This is a genomic window from Achromobacter mucicolens, assembly GCF_029866465.1.
Classification (GTDB): Bacteria; Pseudomonadota; Gammaproteobacteria; order Burkholderiales; family Burkholderiaceae_B; genus Achromobacter; species Achromobacter mucicolens.
In genome coordinates this window covers 3,177,243-3,196,027 of record NZ_CP123364.1, presented here as the reverse complement: position 1 = coordinate 3,196,027, position 18,785 = coordinate 3,177,243, and the positions used below count along the sequence as shown (strand labels likewise).

Genomic DNA, 18,785 nt, shown 5'->3' with positions numbered 1-18,785 from the left:
AAGAGAGGAAAGGGATGTGCCGTACAAACCTGACCCCGATTACGGCACGGGCGCCAACTTATCACGCCCGTGCGCGCAAATAATTGCGGTGTTTAGCCTAGCTGTATCCATTCGTTAGGCGAAAAACAGAATGCTTCACCGTCTCGGCCGTGCGATCCCCTCAGGCGCGCCGCCGCACGTTCTCTTCGTGGAGCAATCGCACGGGTTCCACGAATTCCGGGACCGGTCCCTCCGCCTCGATCCCGCTGACCACCTCGGCGATGGGCAGGGACCGCACGGGCGAGGGCGGCACGCCCCATTCGCGCATCCATTCTGCATACTGGGCGGACGACACGGCGTACACGATCCGGCCGAGTCCCACCCAGCCGTGTGCCGCCGAACACATGGCGCAATGCTCGCCGGACGTGTACACCGTGCAGGCCGCGCGGTCCGCGGGCGGCACGTTGTTCGCCGCCCAGCGCGCGATCTCGAATTCCGGATGCCGCGTGCGGTCGCCGCTGGAGACATGGTTATGGTCTTCAAACAGCACCCGTCCGTCGCCCGACACCAGCACCGATCCAAACGGCTGGTCTCCCGCATCGAGCGCCTGCCGGGCCAGCTCGACGCAGCGTGCAAGGTGCTTCTTGTCCTCTGCGGTAATCACGCGTGATCTCCTTGTAAAGATTGATCCGGCGCGCGATGTGCGCGCCGGCCGTTTTGTCCTACAGCAGCAGCGGCGAAATCTTGCTGCCGTCCACCGAGACGCCCGCCATCAGGCCGCCGTTGTTCATCACGAACCCCACGATGGGCTGCTGCGCGGTATAGGAATCAATGCTGCCGTTCACGCCCACGTTGGCCACGGCGACGGTGGCGTCCGCGCCGATGGTCCAGCCGCTGCTGGCGCGGAACTTCGCCAGCGCGTCGTCCGTCATGAAGAGCAGCACCATCGCCTTGGACTGCGCGCCCGCCTGAAAGCCGATGGAACCGCCGGTGATGCTGTAGTAGCCCTTGTCCTGCCCGCCGACCTGCAGCACGCCCGAGCCATGCTGGGCGCCCACGATGAAGCTGGCGCTCAGCACAGCCGGAAACACCAGCACGCCGCGGGCGCGTTCCACCAACTGCTTGGACTGCGGCGCCGACTCATACAGCTTGGACAGCGTCGCCGCAGCAGCGGTATCCAACTCCTGTCGCTTTTCAGCGGCGGTTGCCGTGGCGCGCGAGTCTGTCGTGGTGCAGCCCGCAAAGAGCAGGCCGGCCATGCCGAATGTGACGGCCGCCACGGCGGTTCTGCGGAATTTTGAATTGATATCAAGCATTTGCGCTTCCTTGTTGTAGGGGACCACGGTGCACTTCGAATCATCTCCTGGCTGGAGATTACTCCGGCTTGCGCGCGCAGGCGATGGGGGCGATCTTGCGAGCACAAAAATGTCCGTTCGATAGGAAAGCTGCCTCGGCTGCCCGCGCGCTCAAGGCGAGCGAATCAAAAATCGTTGCTGTGGCCGCTGCGCTGTTTGTGCGGCCAGGATGGTGTTCTCCCGCGCGCAACAAGCGGCCAGAGCGGTCAAGTCATCCATCGAATTGACCTGATGGGTTCGGGCAAGGTGCTGAAAGCGCCGAATCTCCGCTGACGAGCAGGCGCGATGCGCGTCCCGCAGCAGGCCATTGGCTTGCAACAGCCGCAGGTTTTCCGGGTGGATCAACGCCAGCAGGCTTTCCACCTTGCCGATTTTTTCTCGAAGGTGCTGTAGGGCATCCGGTTCGCTCAACACGCCGTATCGCTTCCATGCCGGTTCATGGTGGAAAAGGCGGTTGCGGAAGTCACGCAAGGTCGCGACCAGATCATGCGCATGGGCCAGCATCGCTGCGGCGCGATGCCCTGGCCACGGGCTGCGGAAGAACTGCCGCCGTGGTTTGACCGTGCCCGACGGGAAAGCATAGAATCCCCTCAAGGTTGGTGATGGCTTCCAATGGGCGCAAGCCTACGACCCATCATTTAAGACCTGATCCCACCCCGGCCTTGAGCCGGGGCTTTTATTTGCGGGTCCCCGATGCCTGTGGCCAGCTGAATCCCGGTGGCTCAAGACCGAAGCTTTCCCACGGTTAACATCGCGCCATGCTATTCATCATCTTTCTCTGGATCGCGCTGGCCATCGTGGTGGGCTTCATGGCGCGTAAGCGTGGCCGCAATGGGGTGGGGTGGACAGTGCTGGCTTGTCTGATCAGTCCGCCGGTGGCGGCCGTCTTCCTGGCTAACATCGCCAATCGTTCGCCGCTGGCCGGCCAGCCGATTCTGTCATCGCATGTCGATTGCCTGCACTGCGGCAAGCCCATCCTGCGCGAGGCGCGCGTGTGCCGGCATTGCGGCGGCGACGTGACGGAAAGCGGGCTTGCGCCGGTGCGTCAGGCAATGCCTGTCGGGTACTGGTTCGATCTTCCCGATCCCGCCTTCAAGCTGATTCGATCCGCGGACCGCGTGTCGCTCGTCAAGCCTGTTCCGCCATGGATCGTGGTGGACCAGGCGCTTGACTCCATCGTCATCGGAAGCCGCTGGCCGGGCCGGCTGTGGCGCGTGCGGGTTGAGAAGCTGGGCGACATGTCCGATCTGGTTGCCCAACCCGGCTATTGGCGCGCCAGTGCAATCGCTTTGCTGGAAGAATTGCCGCTCTCTGCCCTGTTCGGGCCGAAGGGCGAGGGCGTGCTGGAGATCGTTGAGCAGATCGGGACGTTGTCGCGCAGCCAGGCGCAGGCGTTGGCGGACAACCTGCCTGAAGACGCCTGGCGGGCGTACAGCCGGGCCTGGATGCGTTGGTCGCAACAGGGTGGCGAGCCAACCTCGAACGGCGAGGACGACTGGCGCGGCACGCTGGCTGCCGCGCGGCGGGACGACAAGGCGCGTTCGCCGGTCCATGCGGGCTTTCTGCTGATCCATGACCAGCTGCGCAAGCGCGCCGAACAAGTGGATGGCGGCGGCGCCTTCATCCTGGTCGAGGAAGATGGCGAGACCGAACAGGTGTTGAACCCATTGTGGCAGGCCGCTTGCGATGCGTTGTTGTTTGCCGCCATGGCGCGGGGGGCGCCGCAATACGTGACCGAAGCAGACGCGCTGACGTTGACGCAGGCCTGGACCCGCGTTCTGAACGGGGCCCGCCAGCGCGCCTGAGCGTCACCACATCGCTTCGTTCAGGATCTTTCGGGCCCGCCTGAAGGTAATCACCGCCGCCCAGCCAGCCAGCACCAACGCGATCCAACCGTTCATGTTGAATTGCACTTTGCGCGAATGGCTTTCGTCATGGACCTGCTTGGCGTCGACCAGCGTCTCGCCGTTCTTGCGCACGCCATAGACCCGCACGGGAATGGCCATGTTGTATTGGCGCGCAATTGTGCCGTCGGTAAGCTGCTGTTGGTCTTCAAGCACCATGAATTCGACGTGCTCGCCCTCGGTGTAGCGCACGTTGTAGGTCGCCTCGAAGAACTTGAACACCATGTAGGGATAGTTGCCCGAATAGACGCAAGGCACGGTGTAACGCTCCAACCGTCCGCGTATCCGCGCCTGGGCATCGCAGCTGGCCACCTTGTCGACACGAAGCTGGATCGTGTTCAGCTTGGCGGGGTCATAGGGCAGGCGGATGTCTTTTGCCGCATTGAAGCAGTAGATGGCAATGCCCAGGAGCACAAGTGCGGCAATCGCGGGAATGCGGCATGGCTCGAAGGCGCGTTTCCAGTCAGCCAGTTCACCCGGCATGCAGGCTGACTCGGAAACGATGGCGACGATTGCGGGAACCAGTATCGATGTTCATGGGGCGCGCTGCGGAATTTGCCAGCGCGTATCTTAAAACAGCCGCTTGCCGCGACGCAGGCTACTTCGGGTCGCAGTGATTGCGAAACGCCTTTTCTCCCGCGTCGGATACTTCGACCCATTTCTGGTCCGGCGGCGCGTCGGGCGCGTAGCTGTCGTGCCAGTTCCACCATTTGTAGGGCGGCGTCTGCGGATAGCCGGCCGGAGAATCCTCCCAGGTTTCCTGCCGCCCCAGCGGCGTGATGTCCAGGTAGTTCCACGTGCCGCCCATCTGCTCGTCGCCCCGGTTGTTCAGGAAGTACGTGCGATAGATGCGGTCGCCGCCGCGAAAGAACACGTTGGTGCCGTGCCATTCGTCCACGCCGAAATCCGCGTCGAAACGGTCGGTCAGCGTGAACCACGGCATCGTCCAGCCCATGCGCGCCTTCAGCCGTTCGATGTCCGCCGGCGGGGCACGCGACACGAAGACCAGCGTCGTGTCGCGGGCATTCAGGTGCGAAAGGTGGGCCACCTGGTCCGCCACCATCGAGCAGCCGCGGCACGCATGATCCGGCCAGCCGAACACCCCCGGCTCGTGAAACGCGCGATAGACGATGAGCTGCCGGCGGCCGTCGAACAGGTCGCGCAGCGTCACCTTGCCGGCCGGGCCTTCAAAAACATAATCGTTGTCCACCGCCGTCCAGGGCATGCGGCGGCGCTCCGCGGCGAGCGCGTCGCGCGCGCGGGTGTGGGCCTTTTCCTTGGCGAGCAGTTGCAGGCGGGCGGCTTCCCAGTCTTTGCCGGATACGACCGGGGGCGTCTGCATGGCGGGCCGGGCGCCATTGCCGGCGGATGCGGGGGGCGTCGTCATGACTTGATCCTCCTGAGGGGTTCGGTGCCAAAGGCGCCGAGCGAGCGGCGCGGGTACGGGAACAGTGTGGCACCGGGAGGCGGCGGTCAGGAGTAACAAATCTGGCGCGTGTCCGGCGGTTCAGGCGGAAAGCAGCGCGGCCTCGCGCGGCATTGCTGGCGCAGTCCACCCCCGCAGGCTTTCGCGCAGCAGGGTCACGGCGGCCTGACCGCTTTCGTTCAGACGGTGCGCCGCGTACAAGCCGAATTGCGCGGTCAGCGGCAGCGCGCCTTCGTCCCCGATGGAAATCACGCGCATGGTGTCGGGCCGCAGGCACTCGGTCGTCAGCAAGGCCACGCCCAGGCCGTTCTCGACGGCGGCGATCGTGGCGCCCACGTTGTGGCTGGTCAGCGACACCCGGAAATCGCGCCCCGACGCCGTCAGCGCATCGAACGCCAGCCGGCGCCATGAGCACGGCTCGGCGTACACGATCACGTCAAGCGGCTGGTCCGGGTCCAGGGTTTCGTCGATCCCGCAGGCCCAGTGCAAATCCACCGTCCACGTCTCGATGGGTTCTTCGGTGAATCCCACGCAGGCGCCCACGGCCACGTCCAGCGTGCCGTCCTGCCAGCGCGCGGCCAGCCGCTCGCCGTCGTCGATGACAACCTCCAGGTGGAGGTTGGGGCACGCGCGCCGCAGCCGCCCCAGCGCCGCCGGCAACGCGGCCACCGCCACGTCCTCGGACAGCCCGATGCGCACGCTGCCCGCCACCGCCCGTTCGCGCAGCCGCGCCGCGGCCGCCTCGCCCAGCGCAAGGATCCGGTTGGCGTAGCTCAGCAGCAACTCGCCCTCGGTGGTGGGGGCCATGCCGCGGCCGGTGCGATGCAGCAGCCGCTTGCCGACCATGTCCTCCAGACGGCGGATCTGCGTGCTAAGCGCCGACTGCGCGCGGCCCGACATTTCGGCTGCGCGGCTCAGGCTGCCGTATCGGCAGACCGCGACAAAGGTGCGGAGCAGGGCGGGGTCGAAGTCGGTTGACATTATCAATCCATGAAATCTGGTTTACGAGCTATCAGTCTATCTGTAACTCTTCGGCATCCCTAGGATGACCCTTGTCGCGAAATGTCCGACTCAACTCAAGGAGCCATCCATGACTCACCCCCAGAATCTGCGCGTCGTTCTCGCATCCCGGCCGGTTGGCCGCCCCAAGGCCACTGATTTCCGCGTCGAGCGCGCGCCCATTCCCGAACCGGCCGACGGCCAGGTGCTGCTGGAAGTCCAGACCCTGTCGCTGGACCCATACATGCGCTGGCGCGTCAGCGACGAAAAATCCTATGCCGAGCCCATGCAAATCGGGGACGTCATGGTCGGCGGCACCGTTGCCCGGGTAAAGACGTCCCGCCATCCCGACTGGCGTGAGGGCGACATCGTGCTGTCGTCTGCCGGCTGGCAACGCTACGCGCTGTCCGACGGCAGCGGTCTGCGCCGCCTTGATCCGGCGATTGCGCCGCCGTCGACGGCGCTGGGCGTGTTGGGCATGCCCGGCCTCACGGCGTACGTCGGGCTGCTCAACATCGGCCAGCCCAAACCGGGTGAAACCGTGGTCGTTGCGGCTGCTAGCGGCGCCGTTGGCTCGGTGGTCGGCCAGATCGCGCGGATCAAGGGCGCGCGCGTCGTGGGCATCGCGGGCGGCCCCGAAAAGTGCGCCTTCGTCAAAGAGGAACTGGGCTTTGACGTGGTCGTGGACCACCACGCGCCCGACTTCGCGCAGAAGCTGGCCGAGGCCTGCCCCGACGGCATCGACGTCTACTTCGAAAACGTCAGCGGCCATGTGTGGGACGCGGTGCTTCCGTTGCTGAACGACTTTGCCCGGGTGCCGGTGTGCGGCCTGATCGCCAACTACAACGACGGCCCCGCCGACCGCCGCGGTCCGGACCGCCTGCCCGCCACCATGCGCGAGATCCTGTCGCGCCGCATCACGCTGCAAGGGTTCATCGTGTTCGACTTTCCGAAGGAACAGGAAGACGAATTCCTGCGCGTGGCAGGGCAGTGGATCCGCGAAGGCAAGCTGCGCTGGCGCGAAGATGTCGTCGACGGACTGGAACAGGCGCCCGACGCGCTGATCGGTCTGCTTGAAGGAAAGAACTTCGGGAAGCTGGTGGTGCGGGTGGGTGACTGACCCGCGGCGCGTGGCGCGGGCGCCGGGGGGATGTTTTACTGGCCGATGGTGCGCGCCTTGCTGCGCCGCGCCCTGGGTTTGGGCGCCACCCCCATCCGCGGATCCCGCGCCAGCGCCAACGCCGCCAGCGTGGCCGCGGTCGATTCGAAGGACTCGCTCGACTGCGGAAGATACAGCCACTTTCCCAGCACCGGATGCGGCAGCAGCTCGGGAATGTCCGCCAGCAGCGCCGCGTGGCGGTCCTGCGACGTGCTGACCATCACCCCGTTCCAGGGTTCGTCGCGGTCGGCGACGATCAGATACAGCAAGCCGTCCAGGTAGGCCGCGTCGGCCCCGAACATCTTGCGATGCAGGTAGCCGGCGTCGCGCGCCAAGGGCTCCAGGATCCAGAGAAGCGAATTGGTTTTCGCGGCGCGCTGCTTGCGGGGCGGGGCGAAGGGATCGGGTGGGGTGCGCATGAAGGGAAACCGGACGGGCGGGGCACGGCGAATATGCCACAGCCGCTATTGCTCGAACAAGGGCGCCAAAGGCATAAGCGGGCCATATTTCTTCAGTTTTTCCCAGTTCTCGGCGGCTTGACGCAGCTCCTCGTTCTTGCGCGCTTCCTCCAGGATTTCGTCGATGCGCGGCGCCAGCGCCACGGACAGGTCGATGATGTCGTAAGCGGTATAACCGCGCTCCCAGCGCGCACGCAAGGTCACGTCGTCACCTTTGGCGCGCATGGCGCGCGTGCCTTCCTTCAGTAGCGCCTTGCGTTGATCTGCATTGAGCCGCTCGGCGAACGAAATGCCCGCGACCAGCCCTTGCACCACCCCTTTTTCGCGATACCCGGTGGTGGCCGCCACCTCGCTCGCGACGCTGCGGCTGATGACTTTCGGCGCCAGGTTCTCGCGTATCCAGCTGCGGCTCAACCGCAGCAATCCGGCTGCCAGACCATGGCCAAAGCCCGTGCGCATCCCTTCCGCACGCGCCGCTTCCTGCGCCTCGGCATACGTCATGGCGAACTGCACCATCAGCATGATCGCGTCCTGCGGCCCCGGCATCAGGAAGTCGGCGACCCAGCCCGCGGCGCTGCCGATCTTGCCGAGCGCCGAAGCGGTACGGCCCGACACCTTCAGAAGTGAACCGGCTTCCTCGGCCACGACCGTACTGGCGGCGGTGGCGGGCACCGCGGTGGACGCCTTTCCATACCGCGCTTCCAATTCCGCCATGCGGGGCGGTCCCGAGCCGACCTTCGGCGCCTCGCCGGGCACGCGAGGCTTGGTGGCGGGCTGTTCGACAGGCAGTTGCGGCAAGGACGATTTGGGGCGAGGCCGCACCGCGGTTTCGGGATGCTGGATGAACTTTTCGTCGGGCAATCCGGCCTGCACGGCGGGCTGGCGCATGCTGGACAACGACCGGTAGTGACCCGATCCGTCGTTCCAGGATTTGACCTTGCCCGCCTCGAATTCCACCTGTCCCGCCCAATTTACGCGCCCGCCGCGCGCCGCCTCGGTGTGGCCCAGCGGGTTCATCGTGTTCTTGGCCTTGACCGCGTAGATTTCTCCGTCTTTGACGACGAAGTCATAGTTACCGCGCGCGGTCCTGCCATATTTTCCGCCGACCTCCCGCCATGTGCCGTTCACGTTCTGCAACTTGACGACGTTGCGCGACGACCCGAACGCGGGCGCGTCCCGCGGCAGATTGCCGTACGTCGGCCCGCTGGGCTCGCGCTGCAACAGGCGAGGGCCCTGCGCGCTGATCGACGACTGCTGGACCACATGCGCGAGTTCGTGCGCCAACAGCGCTTGGCCCGCGGCGGTGCCGGGTGCGTATTGGCCCGAGCCCAGGACGATGTGATGGCCGATCGTGAAGGCGCGGGCTTGGACGGCGCGGGCTGATGCGCCAGCCCGCGCGTCCGAATGCAGCCGGACGTGGCTGAAATTTTTCTGGAGTCGCGGCTCCATGAATGCGCGGGTATCGGCGTCGAGGGGATGGCCGCCGGCCGCCAGCACGTTGGCAAGCGGCAACGGGTCGGTCATCGATGCCGCGTTGCGCGCGTCGACCGGGTGCAGGGGGATCGGCGAAAAGCCCTGCGCGGGGTCAAGTCGCGGGATGCGCATCACCTGTTCGGACGCCCGCTGCGCTTCCTGCTCCGATGCATCGCCTGACCGTGACATGGCCAGGCGGGCATCGGCGGGATGCACCGCTGCGGTTCGTGCGCGCCGTTCGGGCGGTGCGGGGTGAAAAGCCGCTTTGGGCTTCTGTACGAAAGCGCGCATGAGGTCGCTCCTTTCGTTCGGCCTGTTGAAAGCCGGGAATTCAACATGCGGTGTTGGGCCCGGCAGGGGATGCGATCTCAGGCGGGCAACGCCGATTATTGTGCGCCTTTTCCAGGGCACGCGCACCACCTGCATAGAGGAGAGCGCAAGAACCGGATAGCCGCTGCGCCGCGCGGTTCCGACAATGGCGGCACGCTATTCACCCAGGACAAACATCATGCCCCTCTTGCAAGGAAAAGTCGCCCTCATCACCGGCGCATCGTCCGGCATCGGACGCGCCGCCGCATTGCTATTCAGTGCCGAAGGCGCCGACGTCGTGCTCAATGCCCGAGGCGCGGCGGCCCTGGACGCCGTGGCCGCCAGCATCCGCGACCGGGGCGGGCGGGTGCGTACCGTCGCGGGCGACGCCAGCCAGCCTGACACGCACGCGCGATTGATTGCCGAGGCAAATGACGCTTTCGGCGGCCTGGACATCGCCTTCAACAACGCCGGCGCCACGGGCCCGATCGGCCCGCTGGCCGACATCAGCTTTGCCGATTGGCAAGCCACGATCGACGTGAATCTCACCGCTGCCTTCCTTGGCAGCGCCCATCAGATCCCGGCCATGCTGGCCCGAGGCGGTGGCGCCATCATCTTCACGTCCAGCTTCGTGGGCACCAGCGTCGGATTGCCCGGCATGGCGGCCTACGGCGCGGCCAAGGCGGGGCTGATGGGGCTGGTCAAGGGCATCGCCGCGGACTACGGCGGCCAAGGCATCCGGGCAAATGCGCTGATGCCGGGCGGTGTGGACACGGCGATGGCCGGAGACGCCGCGCAGAAGGAGTGGGCCGCAGGATTGCACGCCATGAAGCGGATTGCGCGGCCAGAAGAAATTGCGTCGGCCGCCTTGTTCCTGGCCAGCCCGATGGCAAGCTTCGTCACCGGCTCCGCGCTGTTTGCCGACGGAGGAAACGCGGCGGTGAAATGATGACGAACACGCCGTGGCGCCGGGTAGTTTCTGTAATACTGCGGCTTCGTCGCTTTGGCGTGAATCGGTCCTCATCCGGTTTCGCGCCATCCCTCCCAGCGCCTGGATGACCGGTCATGTCTGAACACCATCAATTCATCTTCCCCCGCGATTTCCATCTGGCGCCGCCCGACTGGCCCGCCCTGCAAGCGCGGCTGCTGGAAGGCGGTTACGTCCTGCCCCCGCAAGGCGACAACATTCCCTACAGCGCCAGCCGCGACAGCTTTGACGAAGCCGACGCGGCTTGGCATAGCGTCCAATACTGTCTGGGTCCGGCGGCCCGGCCCTACCTCAGCGCCGCGGTCAGGGACGATTACGACGCCGATCCCCGGAGCTTCCCGCTCCTGCTGCTGGCGTTTGACGGCGCGAACCCGCGCGTCATGGTCGGCGAGAATCTATGCGCACCCAGCACCCCGGGATCGAACGAACCCGCCTCTCCCATGCCGGCCGACGCGCATGTGGACTTCATCGGCCAAGCCTACGAGAACCCGGCCGCGCAATGGCACTGCGAACAGCGCGGACGCAGCTACCGCATTCTTGAGCTGGACTGGCACTACAGCCTGGCGATGGGGTTTCGAATGGTGCGCTGTGAAGGGCTGGACCGGGAAAGCGCGCAAGGCCTGGCGCGGTTGATTGGCGAGCTGACAGGGCAAGTGATGGGCTGCAGTCACCGGCATCTTTGATGGCGAATCGGCGCGTGGTTCACCGGCCTGCGGCCAGAGACAATTCGATACGCAACGTGTTGCGGACCCTGGCGTCTTCGTCCATGCTGAATGGCATTGCTGTGCCGGACCAACCGGCACTACAGACCCCGGCGCTACAGACCCATTCTCAAGGAGCGATATGTCGATTCAAACGTTAGGCCGTTGCAGTGTCTTGTTGTTTCTCGCGGCGTTGAATGCAGGCTGCTCCTCGGTCGTCGGCGAGTGCGGCATGCTGCGCAGCAGCTGCATGTATGAAGGTCAGTACGAGTCAGGCGAGGAAGGCTACGCGGAAGACGAAGCGAAGCGCTTGAACAAGGAGTCGACGGACCGGCTGCGCCGAAGCTCGGGCGATTGATTGGAAGCGATTGATTGGAAGCGATTGATTGGCAGGCGCTTGATGGGTAGGCGGCTGGCGTGCGCGCGGCACGCCAGAGGCCCGCGAAATTGAAACGACCCTATTCAGGCGCGGTGGCCGCGAACCGCGCCGCCAGTTGATCGCAGTGGCGCGCCAGGATCGCCGCGTCCACGCCCACCGCCGTATACAGGCTTCCTGCAGCCATGTAGCGCCGTGCCAACGTTTCATCCGTGGTCAGCACGCCCGGCGCCTTGCCCGCCGCGCGCACCCGGCGAATGGCTTGTTCGACGGCCGCCACCAAGTTGGGATGCTGCGGCTCGCCGGGATATCCCAGGCTGGCCGCCAGGTCGGCTGGCCCGATGAACACGCCGTCCACGCCGTCCACCGCAATGATGGCGTCAAGATTCTCCAGCGCTTCGCCGGTCTCGGCCTGAACCAGGAGGCAAAGCTCTTCCTCGCAGCGGCGCATGTAGTCGGGCACCCGTCCGTAGCGCGTGGCGCGCATGGTGCCGCTTACGCCGCGCACGCCGCGTGGCGCATAGCGCATGCCGGCCACGGCACTTTCGGCCTCGGCTGCGTTTTGCACATAGGGCAGCAAGAGCGTCTGCGCGCCAATGTCCAGGTATTGCTTGATCTGCACCTTGTCGTTCCACGACGGGCGCACGACCGGATGGCTGCCATAGGCGGCCGCGGCCTGCAGTTGCCCCATGACGGTGGGCAACAGCGCCGGCGTGTGCTCGGTGTCCAGCAGCAGCCAATCGAAGCCGCTGGCCGCCACCAGCTCGGTGCTGTTCGGATGGGCAAGCGTGACCCAAAGTCCCGTCTGGTGACGCTGCTCGCGCAGCGCGCGCTTGAACGTATTGATCGGAAGTTCCACGTCTTGTCCTAGGAAAAGTGCACCGAAATGCTGCCGAGCTTGCCGTAGTCGGCATGCAGCGTGTCGCCCCGCTTGACCGCGACCGTGCGGGTGAACGACCCCGCCAGCACGATTTGCCCTGCAGCCAGGCCCGTGTCGTGCTGGGCCAGCTTGTTGGCCAGCCACGCAATCCCCAGCGCCGGATGCCCCAGGACCGCGGCGGATACGCCCGATTCCTCGATCACGCCGTTCTTCAAGAGCAGGGCGCCCACCCAACGCAGATCCACGTCCATCGGACGCACGGGCCGGCCGCCCAACACGATGCCGGCGCATGCGGCGTTGTCGGCAATGTTGTCGACGATGCGGCGCGGATACTTGCTCCGTCCGTCGATCAGCTCCAGCGCCGGCACCACGTAATCCGTGGCATCCAGTACGTCAAACAGGCTTACGTCCGGCCCGCGCAGCGGCTTGCCCAGTACGAACGCCAGTTCCACCTCGACGCGCGGCACGATGAGCTTGTCGGTCGGGATCGTCTCGCCGTCCTGATAGAACATCGTGTCCAGCAGATGTCCGTAATCCGGTTCGTCAATGCCGACGGTGCTCTGCATCGCCTTGGACGTGAGGCCGATTTTGTGGCCGCGCAGTTTGGCGCCCGCAGCCAGCTTGTCGTCGATGATCCGCTTCTGAATCGCGTAGGCGTCCGCGATCTCGATGTCCGGAAAGACCTGGTCCAGTTGCGTGGTGGGCACGCCGCTGCGCTCTGCTTCCAGCAGCAGGCTCGCGGCGCGGTCGCGGTCTTTTTCATTCAGCATGTCGGCTCCTTATGCGGACACGGCCGGTTCATCGGCCACGGGATTGGACAGGACGCCGATGCCGGCGACTTCCACCTCGACCACGTCGCCGGGTTTCAGGAAGCGCGGCGGCGTGAAGCGCACGCCCGCGCCAATCGGCGTGCCGGTTGAGATCACGTCCCCTGGCTTGAGCGTGGTCCAGATGGAGATGTAGCGGATCAGCTCGGCGAACGGGAACATCAGGTTCTCGGTGGTGTCCTGCTGTCGCAGTTCGCCGTTCACGCGCGTGCTGACCGTGAGCGGCGCGGCCGGATCGAATTCATCCGCGGTTACCAGCCACGGTCCCATCGAACCGCTGGCGTCGAAGTTCTTGCCTTGGGTCACATTGAACTTGCCGTGCTTGAGCCAGTCGCGCACCGTGCCTTCGTTCAAGCACGTCAGACCCGCGACATGGCGCCAGGCGTCTGCCGCGGCAATGCGGCGGCCGGCCTTGCCGATTACGATGGCGATCTCGCCCTCGTAGTCCAGTTGTTCGGACTCCGGCGGACGCAGCAAGGGTTCACCATGTCCCACGAAAGATCCCGGAAAGCGTGGGAAAACGCTGGGATAGGCCGGCGGCGCGCTGCCGTCCTGGTATTCCTCGTTGCGCTTGCCGTAGTTCACGCCCACGCAGATGATCTTCTCGGGGGTGGGGATGGGCGGCAGCAGCCGCACCTGATCCAGCCGGTGCGTCGCGGGCAGCGACTCGGCCAGGCGCGCCAGCGCGGGCAGATCGCCGGGTTCCAGCGAGGCCCTCAAGCTGTCGTGGCCGTGGCCGTCCAGCGCTACGATCTCGTCCTGGTCGCGCAGCGCGCCAAAGCGCGCCTGGCCGTCATGCATAAAACTGAGCAGTTTCATTCGTCGAATCCAAAAAGGTGCGCGGGGTTGTCGACCAGGATCTTCTTGAGCGTGTCCTGATCGCCGGCATAGCGCGCCAACTGATCGAGCAGTCGGCCTTCGTTGGGCGTGGCTTTCACCGACACCGGATGCGGCCAGTCGCTGCCCCACACCACGCGGTCCGGGTTTGCGGCGATCAGCGCCTGGGCCAGCGGGAGCACATCGTCCCAGGGCTCGCCCGTGCGCGAGATCTTCTCCGTCAGCGACAGCATCACCCAGAAGTTGCCGCGCGAGAGCAGCGACTCCAGCAAGCGTCGCGTTGGGTCGGCGGCGCCCGCGCCCGGGTCCGCCCGGCCCATGTGGTCCAGCAGCACAGGGATGTCCAGGTTCTCGAACTGTGCTGCCTGCGCCATCATGCCGTCGGGTTCCGGCTGGAACTTGGCATACCAGCCCAGCTCGCGGATGCGGGCGATGGCGCGGTCGAAGACCGCGGGCGCCATGCTGATGCCCAGCCCCTGGCGCGTGAACCGCGCGCCGCGCACACCGGCGTCGTGCAGCTTCTGGATATAGGCGTCGTCGCATTCGGCCAGCACCACGGCATTCGCGCAGCCGCGATACGACGGGCCAGCTGCGGCCAGTCCGTCCAGCACCACCTGATGATCGGCGCCGTACGTGGTGGCTTGCACGATCACGCCGCGCTGGATACCCAGCAGCCGGTGCAGGCCCAGCGCCGTCTCGATGGTCGCACTAGGCATCTCATAGGCCGCGCCCGGACGCACCGGGTAGCGGTCGGCGGGGCCGAACACGTGGAATTGGCTATCGCACGATCCGGGCGGCAGGCGATAGGCCGGCGCGGTCGGGTTGGGATTGAAGGCTTGATATTGCGGCATCGTCCGGCTCCTTTATTCGATCACGGCCACGAAGTCGCACTCGATGAGCTTGTCGCCATCCAGGTCCGCCTGCATGGTGTGACGCGCCGGACGATTCTGCGCATCCGGAAAGGCTTGCAACCACACGGCATTGAGCGCCGCGCGCTGGCTGCGGTCGCGCATCCACACCGTCATCTTGGCGATGTGATCCAGCGAGCCGCCGCCCGCCTGCACGATGCGGCGCACGTGGTCGAACATCAGCTCGCATTGGCGTTCCAGCGAGTCGCCGTAGGCGCCCGTCGCGGGGTCCGTGCCCTGGATGCTGCCCGAATACAGCATGGGCCCGATCCGGCAGGCGGCGGGAATGGGGTTCTTGTGGCTGAAGCCTTCGGCATAGATGCTGCGTCTGCTCATGGCGTTTTCCGTCTCAGTCGAAGTGTCGGGGAAGGGGGGCGGCGTTGCCGCGCCCCGGGGTTCAGTGGGCTGCCGGGCTGGCTGCTCAGTTTTCGGGTCAGTTGTCGGCTCAGGCGGCCGCTCAGTTCGCCGTGATGCCGGCACGCTTGATGATCGGCGTCCAGCGCGCATCTTCCGCGGCCAGATAGCGCGTGAATTCCTCCGGAGAGCTGCCGCGCGCTTGTGCGCCCAGATCGTCAAAGCGCTGGATGATCGTCGGCTGCGCCAGGATCTTGGTCAGCGCCTCGCTCAGCTTGTTCAGCACCTCGGGCGGCGTGCCCTTCGGGGCCAACAATCCAGTGAACGTCGCCGCTTCCATGCCCGGCACGCCGGCTTCCGCAAACGTTGGCACGTCCGGCATCGATGGCACGCGCTTGGCCGTGGTTACGGCCAGCGCGCGCAGCCGGCCTTCCTTGACGTAAGGCAACGCCACCGAAATCTGGTCGAAATTGAAATCCACCTGGCCGCCCAGCAGATCCGTCGTCGCGGGTGCATTGCCCTTGTATTGCGCCGTCGTCCAGCGCGCCCCGGTCAGCGACTGCAGCAGTTCGCTCACCAGGTGATTCGTCGTCCCCGCGCCGGGCGATGCCATGTTCAGCTTGCCCGGCTCCTTCTTGGCCAGCGCCAGCAGCTCTTCCAGATTCTTGGCCTTGAGCTCCGGCCGCACCTGCAACACCAGTGGCGTATAGGACACCGAACTGATCGGCGCAAAGTCCCGGTCCCATTTGTAGGCGTCGCGCTTGAAGATCAGCGGCGAAAACAGCAGGGGACCGTTGGCCGCCATGAACAGCGTGTAGCCATCCGGTTCCGACCGCGCCACCTGCTCGCCGGCAATCATGCCGCCCGCGCCCGGTTTGTTCTCCACGATGAACGGCTGTCCCAGCGCCGCCTGCAACCCCGGCGCGATCAGCCGCGCCGCCACGTCCACATTCCCGCCGGGCGGGTAGGGCACAACGATCTTCACGGGTTTGTCGGGCCAGGCGGCGTGCGCCATCGAGGTAAGGACGGTCAGCGCCACTGTGGCGCAGGCGCGGAGCGCGGTGCGGTTCATGGTGAGTCTCCTGTGCGTGTCATCGCGTTTTGTTTGTTTGTTGACACTCTAGGAATTTGCGCCGCGCTGAACAACGGCAATTTTTCAAAAAGGTCCGGATATTGGACTCTTTTGGAACGCTGGGTTAGGCGCTCCTTTCGATCGGCCCCTGCTTCACGGGAAAATGACGCTCGGCGCACGAAGTCCGCATGGACGCGCCCTTAAACTGATGTTCAATATCCGGACTACGGAGCGAGACGACCATGCACTTTCCCGCCAGTGACCTGAACCCCGAGCAGACCTACCGCCTGATGAGCGGCATCATCGTGCCCCGGCCGATCGCCTGGATCAGCAGCGTCAACGCCCACGGTGTCGTCAACCTGGCCCCCTTCAGTTGCTACACCTTCGTGTCCAACCAGCCGCCCATGATTGGTGTGAACATCGGCAGAAAGGCCGGCCAGCGCAAAGACACCGGCCGCAACATCATGGAAAACGGCCATTTCGTCGTAAACATTGCCGACGAAACCCTGCTGGACCCGTTGCACGAAAGCGCTCAGGAACATCCGCCTGAAGTCAGCGAAGCCGATTTGCTGGGCCTGCCCGTCATCCCCGGCGTGGTGGTCGCCACCCCCCGCCTGGCCGCCGCGCCCATCAGTCTGGAATGCCGGCTGCACAGCGTCACGCCGTTTGGCAACACCGGCGCCGAATTCTTTGTGGGTGAAGTCGTGATGTTCCACATCCGCGAGGGCCTGATGCAAGACGGCAAGATCGACACCGCAATGCTGCGCCCCATCTGCCGCATCGGCGGGCCAAACTATGCATCGCTGGGCGAAATCATCACCAAGCGGGGCATCGTCCAAACGGCAAAGTCCGTCATGAAACCGGAGGCCGCATGAGCGGCTCCGAGGATAAAAGCGCGGCCGGCGCCCAGACCGTCCGGCGCGCATTGGCTTTGCTGCGATTGATCGCGTGCGGGCAGGAACGGGGAGTGCGCTTGGTGGACCTGGAGCGCATGTCCGGCCTGAACCGGCCGACCGTGCATCGGCTGCTCAAGACCTTGGTGCAGGAAGAGGCGGTAGAACAGGACCCGGAGACGCGCCGGTATTTGATCGGCCAGGAAATCACTTTGCTCGGGCTGGCGCGAACGCGGCGGTTCCCGTTGTTGACGCTGGCCGATCCCTATATGACGGAGCTTGCGGATCAAGTCGGGGATACCGTGTTTCTTAGCATCCGGCATGGGCATGACTCGATCTGCATTGGGCGCCGCACGGGAAGGCATCCGATACAGGTGTTGTCGATCGAGGTGGGCGTTCGACGACCGCTTGGGGTCGGGGTCTCCGGGGTGGCGTTGTTGGCCAGCCTGGACGCAGACGACAGCACGCGGCTGGTGCGCAGTAATGCGGCGCGGTTGGAGGTGTTGGGCGAGCGGGTAGAGGACGTGATCGCGCGGGTCGATGCAGCCCGCCGCGAGGGTTTGGCACATGCGCCCGTGGGCCTGATGCCGGGGACCAGTGCGGTGGCCGTGCCGATCATGTCGGCTACAGGGGAAGCGCTGGGGGCGATTACGGTGACGGCGATGGCGGAACGGTTGGGGGCCGGGAGATTCGGGGAGGTCGTGGACCGGATGAGACAGGCGGTGGCCGGGATTGCGGCAAGGTGGGGACAGGTCTCGGCTCGGGCGTGACGGGCCCGCCCGCAAGGCAGACTAGGCGGCTGCCGGTCTGGCTGTGCGCGTGCGGCGCAGCTCGACCACTTGCTCGGCGCCTACGGCGCGCGCGCGCAGCTGGCCACAGCCGCCGTCCACATCCTGCCCCGCGCTATTCCTGACTTTGGTCAGCACGCCACGGCTGTGCAGATAGCGGACGATTTCGCGGGTGCGCGCGGCATCGGGGCGCTGGTAGGTATCGCCTTCAAGGCTATTGAACGGAATGACGTTGAGCACGCCGAACTTGCCCTTGAGCAAATCCGCGACCGCATCGAGTTCGTCGTCGCCGTCGTTGACGCCTTTGAGCAGCGTCCATTGATACTGGATCGGATAGTCGGTGTCGCGAGCATATCGCTCGCCAAGTTCGATCAGTGCTTCTGGCGAAATTTTGGGCGCGCGTGGCAGCAGATGCTCTCGCAACTCGGCTTTGGTCGTGTGTAGCGACAGCGCCAGTGCAGGCTTGACGCGTTGCCGCGGCAGCGCGTCGAACACGCGCTGGTCTCCCACGGTGGAGAACACGAGATTCTTGTGCCCGATATTGCCTTCGGTGCCGAGCAGGTCGATGGCTTCGAGCACGTTGTCGAGGTTGTGCGCCGGTTCACCCATGCCCATGAAGACGACTTTCTTCACCGCACGCTGACGCCGCGCCAGCACGACCTGGGCAAGGATTTCCATGCCGGTGACCTGACGAATCAAGCCGCTCTTGCCGGTCATGCAGAAGCGGCAGCCGACCGCACAACCGACCTGGGTGGACACGCACAGTCCGTCGCGCGGCAACAGCACGCTTTCCACCATCTGCCCGTCGGCCAGTTCGACAAGCAAGCGCGAACCGTCGCTGCCAGCGTGTTCGGAGCGGATGCGGGCAAGGCCGTCAAGTTCCGCCGTCAAGGCGGGCACGGCGTCGCGAACCGCGAGGGGCAGAAAATGCTCCGCGCTACGGCGCCGCGTGCCGGTGTCGAGTGCTTGTCCTTGCAGCCAGACGCGCATGACCCGCCCGCGGTGAACGGGCAGCGCGCCGAGGGCGGCGAGGCGTTGGTCGAAGTCAGAGAAGCGCATGGGGAGCGGATTTTACTTCGGTCGTGGGAATGGGCTGGGG

Annotated in this window: 22 protein-coding genes; 7 read left to right on the top strand and 15 right to left on the bottom strand. The window is 65.5% G+C overall.

Translation table 11 applies throughout. The annotated features are described in order from the left end of the window. Positions 1–160: 160 nt before the first annotated feature. The 3 genes from QEP15_RS14575 to QEP15_RS14565 all read right to left on the bottom strand — a co-directional run bounded on the left by QEP15_RS14575 (position 161) and on the right by QEP15_RS14565 (position 1,838). Positions 161–643 (bottom strand): nucleoside deaminase, encoded by a 483-nt coding sequence (locus QEP15_RS14575; protein ID WP_062841078.1) that lies wholly within the window; start codon positions 641–643, stop codon positions 161–163. A gap of 58 nt (positions 644–701) precedes the next feature. Continuing rightward, the gene (locus QEP15_RS14570; protein WP_128827189.1) at positions 702–1,295 is read right to left on the bottom strand and encodes a BPSL1445 family SYLF domain-containing lipoprotein; all 594 of its coding nucleotides are present in this window, start codon (positions 1,293–1,295) and stop codon (positions 702–704) included. 150 nt (positions 1,296–1,445) lie between these two features. Then, positions 1,446–1,838, bottom strand: coding sequence for a hypothetical protein (locus QEP15_RS14565; protein ID WP_217617572.1), 393 nt, complete (start codon positions 1,836–1,838; stop codon positions 1,446–1,448). Between the two features lie 254 nt (positions 1,839–2,092). Here QEP15_RS14565 and QEP15_RS14560 point away from each other — a divergent pair, with 254 nt between their 5' ends. Continuing rightward, positions 2,093–3,139: a glycosyltransferase family protein gene (locus QEP15_RS14560; protein WP_280147628.1), complete on the top strand. Its 1,047-nt coding sequence runs from the start codon at positions 2,093–2,095 to the stop codon at positions 3,137–3,139. Positions 3,140–3,142: 3 nt separating this feature from the next. Here QEP15_RS14560 and QEP15_RS14555 read toward each other — a convergent pair whose 3' ends face one another. The 3 genes from QEP15_RS14555 to QEP15_RS14545 form a co-directional block, all read right to left on the bottom strand. Then, a complete protein-coding gene (locus tag QEP15_RS14555) occupies positions 3,143–3,721 on the bottom strand; it encodes a hypothetical protein (RefSeq protein WP_280147627.1) in 579 nt (192 codons plus the stop codon). Between the two features lie 115 nt (positions 3,722–3,836). Further along, positions 3,837–4,580, bottom strand: coding sequence for a DUF899 domain-containing protein (locus QEP15_RS14550; RefSeq protein WP_280148911.1), 744 nt, complete (start codon positions 4,578–4,580; stop codon positions 3,837–3,839). A gap of 165 nt (positions 4,581–4,745) precedes the next feature. Next, on the bottom strand, positions 4,746–5,645 hold the full coding sequence (locus QEP15_RS14545) for a LysR family transcriptional regulator (protein ID WP_180098532.1): 900 nt from the start codon (positions 5,643–5,645) through the stop codon (positions 4,746–4,748). Between the two features lie 109 nt (positions 5,646–5,754). Here QEP15_RS14545 and QEP15_RS14540 point away from each other — a divergent pair, with 109 nt between their 5' ends. Then, positions 5,755–6,783: an NADP-dependent oxidoreductase gene (locus tag QEP15_RS14540; protein ID WP_280147626.1), complete on the top strand. Its 1,029-nt coding sequence runs from the start codon at positions 5,755–5,757 to the stop codon at positions 6,781–6,783. 35 nt (positions 6,784–6,818) lie between these two features. Here the strand turns inward: QEP15_RS14540 and QEP15_RS14535 are convergent, their stop codons facing one another. Together QEP15_RS14535 and QEP15_RS14530 are read right to left on the bottom strand one after the other, a co-directional pair. After that, the gene (locus QEP15_RS14535) at positions 6,819–7,241 is read right to left on the bottom strand and encodes a hypothetical protein (RefSeq protein ID WP_280147625.1); all 423 of its coding nucleotides are present in this window, start codon (positions 7,239–7,241) and stop codon (positions 6,819–6,821) included. A gap of 45 nt (positions 7,242–7,286) precedes the next feature. Then, a complete protein-coding gene (locus QEP15_RS14530; RefSeq protein WP_280147624.1) occupies positions 7,287–9,044 on the bottom strand; it encodes an eCIS core domain-containing protein in 1,758 nt (585 codons plus the stop codon). Between the two features lie 217 nt (positions 9,045–9,261). Between QEP15_RS14530 and QEP15_RS14525 the strand changes: the two genes are divergently transcribed. The 3 genes from QEP15_RS14525 to QEP15_RS14515 all read left to right on the top strand — a co-directional run bounded on the left by QEP15_RS14525 (position 9,262) and on the right by QEP15_RS14515 (position 11,109). Continuing rightward, on the top strand, positions 9,262–10,011 hold the full coding sequence (locus tag QEP15_RS14525; RefSeq protein ID WP_280147623.1) for an SDR family oxidoreductase: 750 nt from the start codon (positions 9,262–9,264) through the stop codon (positions 10,009–10,011). Between the two features lie 116 nt (positions 10,012–10,127). Continuing rightward, positions 10,128–10,733: a hypothetical protein gene (locus tag QEP15_RS14520; RefSeq protein ID WP_280147622.1), complete on the top strand. Its 606-nt coding sequence runs from the start codon at positions 10,128–10,130 to the stop codon at positions 10,731–10,733. A 160-nt stretch (positions 10,734–10,893) separates the two neighbouring features. Next, positions 10,894–11,109 (top strand): hypothetical protein, encoded by a 216-nt coding sequence (locus tag QEP15_RS14515; RefSeq protein WP_056319125.1) that lies wholly within the window; start codon positions 10,894–10,896, stop codon positions 11,107–11,109. A gap of 100 nt (positions 11,110–11,209) precedes the next feature. On the opposite strand, the gene QEP15_RS14510 is transcribed toward QEP15_RS14515, so the two are convergent. From QEP15_RS14510 to QEP15_RS14485, 6 genes are all read right to left on the bottom strand, one after another. Beyond that, positions 11,210–11,986: an aldolase/citrate lyase family protein gene (locus QEP15_RS14510; RefSeq protein ID WP_280147621.1), complete on the bottom strand. Its 777-nt coding sequence runs from the start codon at positions 11,984–11,986 to the stop codon at positions 11,210–11,212. Positions 11,987–11,994: 8 nt separating this feature from the next. Then, the gene (gene hpaH, locus QEP15_RS14505) at positions 11,995–12,777 is read right to left on the bottom strand and encodes a 2-oxo-hept-4-ene-1,7-dioate hydratase (RefSeq protein ID WP_175155703.1); all 783 of its coding nucleotides are present in this window, start codon (positions 12,775–12,777) and stop codon (positions 11,995–11,997) included. A gap of 9 nt (positions 12,778–12,786) precedes the next feature. After that, a complete protein-coding gene (locus tag QEP15_RS14500; protein ID WP_279988918.1) occupies positions 12,787–13,653 on the bottom strand; it encodes a fumarylacetoacetate hydrolase family protein in 867 nt (288 codons plus the stop codon). Then, positions 13,650–14,522, bottom strand: coding sequence for an amidohydrolase family protein (locus QEP15_RS14495; RefSeq protein WP_279988915.1), 873 nt, complete (start codon positions 14,520–14,522; stop codon positions 13,650–13,652). Before QEP15_RS14495 ends, QEP15_RS14500 begins: the two co-directional genes overlap by 4 nt. 12 nt (positions 14,523–14,534) lie before the next feature. Then, entirely contained in the window at positions 14,535–14,915 is a 381-nt protein-coding gene (locus QEP15_RS14490; protein ID WP_152384682.1) for a RidA family protein, read from the bottom strand. Positions 14,916–15,036: 121 nt separating this feature from the next. After that, positions 15,037–16,005 (bottom strand): Bug family tripartite tricarboxylate transporter substrate binding protein, encoded by a 969-nt coding sequence (locus QEP15_RS14485; protein ID WP_062841059.1) that lies wholly within the window; start codon positions 16,003–16,005, stop codon positions 15,037–15,039. A gap of 242 nt (positions 16,006–16,247) precedes the next feature. Between QEP15_RS14485 and QEP15_RS14480 the strand changes: the two genes are divergently transcribed. Beyond that, entirely contained in the window at positions 16,248–16,880 is a 633-nt protein-coding gene (locus QEP15_RS14480; RefSeq protein ID WP_152384680.1) for a flavin reductase family protein, read from the top strand. After that, a complete protein-coding gene (locus tag QEP15_RS14475; protein ID WP_152384679.1) occupies positions 16,877–17,668 on the top strand; it encodes an IclR family transcriptional regulator in 792 nt (263 codons plus the stop codon). The genes QEP15_RS14480 and QEP15_RS14475 overlap by 4 nt, the downstream gene beginning before the upstream one ends. Positions 17,669–17,689: 21 nt before the next feature. Here QEP15_RS14475 and QEP15_RS14470 read toward each other — a convergent pair whose 3' ends face one another. After that, entirely contained in the window at positions 17,690–18,745 is a 1,056-nt protein-coding gene (locus QEP15_RS14470; protein WP_279988905.1) for an RNA methyltransferase, read from the bottom strand. Between the last annotated feature and the right edge of the window lie 40 nt (positions 18,746–18,785).

Coding starts and splice junctions, on each gene's coding strand:
- QEP15_RS14570 (WP_128827189.1), bottom strand. CDS start 1,295: ATGCTTGATATCAATTCAAAATTCCGCAGAACCGCCGTGGCGGCCGTC.
- QEP15_RS14565 (WP_217617572.1), bottom strand. CDS start 1,838: ATGCTGGCCCATGCGCATGATCTGGTCGCGACCTTGCGTGACTTCCGC.
- QEP15_RS14560 (WP_280147628.1), top strand. CDS start 2,093: ATGCTATTCATCATCTTTCTCTGGATCGCGCTGGCCATCGTGGTGGGC.
- QEP15_RS14555 (WP_280147627.1), bottom strand. CDS start 3,721: ATGCCGGGTGAACTGGCTGACTGGAAACGCGCCTTCGAGCCATGCCGC.
- QEP15_RS14550 (WP_280148911.1), bottom strand. CDS start 4,580: ATGCAGACGCCCCCGGTCGTATCCGGCAAAGACTGGGAAGCCGCCCGC.
- QEP15_RS14545 (WP_180098532.1), bottom strand. CDS start 5,645: ATGTCAACCGACTTCGACCCCGCCCTGCTCCGCACCTTTGTCGCGGTC.
- QEP15_RS14540 (WP_280147626.1), top strand. CDS start 5,755: ATGACTCACCCCCAGAATCTGCGCGTCGTTCTCGCATCCCGGCCGGTT.
- QEP15_RS14535 (WP_280147625.1), bottom strand. CDS start 7,241: ATGCGCACCCCACCCGATCCCTTCGCCCCGCCCCGCAAGCAGCGCGCC.
- QEP15_RS14530 (WP_280147624.1), bottom strand. CDS start 9,044: ATGCGCGCTTTCGTACAGAAGCCCAAAGCGGCTTTTCACCCCGCACCG.
- QEP15_RS14525 (WP_280147623.1), top strand. CDS start 9,262: ATGCCCCTCTTGCAAGGAAAAGTCGCCCTCATCACCGGCGCATCGTCC.
- QEP15_RS14520 (WP_280147622.1), top strand. CDS start 10,128: ATGTCTGAACACCATCAATTCATCTTCCCCCGCGATTTCCATCTGGCG.
- QEP15_RS14515 (WP_056319125.1), top strand. CDS start 10,894: ATGTCGATTCAAACGTTAGGCCGTTGCAGTGTCTTGTTGTTTCTCGCG.
- hpaH (WP_175155703.1), bottom strand. CDS start 12,777: ATGCTGAATGAAAAAGACCGCGACCGCGCCGCGAGCCTGCTGCTGGAA.
- QEP15_RS14500 (WP_279988918.1), bottom strand. CDS start 13,653: ATGAAACTGCTCAGTTTTATGCATGACGGCCAGGCGCGCTTTGGCGCG.
- QEP15_RS14495 (WP_279988915.1), bottom strand. CDS start 14,522: ATGCCGCAATATCAAGCCTTCAATCCCAACCCGACCGCGCCGGCCTAT.
- QEP15_RS14490 (WP_152384682.1), bottom strand. CDS start 14,915: ATGAGCAGACGCAGCATCTATGCCGAAGGCTTCAGCCACAAGAACCCC.
- QEP15_RS14485 (WP_062841059.1), bottom strand. CDS start 16,005: ATGAACCGCACCGCGCTCCGCGCCTGCGCCACAGTGGCGCTGACCGTC.
- QEP15_RS14480 (WP_152384680.1), top strand. CDS start 16,248: ATGCACTTTCCCGCCAGTGACCTGAACCCCGAGCAGACCTACCGCCTG.
- QEP15_RS14475 (WP_152384679.1), top strand. CDS start 16,877: ATGAGCGGCTCCGAGGATAAAAGCGCGGCCGGCGCCCAGACCGTCCGG.
- QEP15_RS14470 (WP_279988905.1), bottom strand. CDS start 18,745: ATGCGCTTCTCTGACTTCGACCAACGCCTCGCCGCCCTCGGCGCGCTG.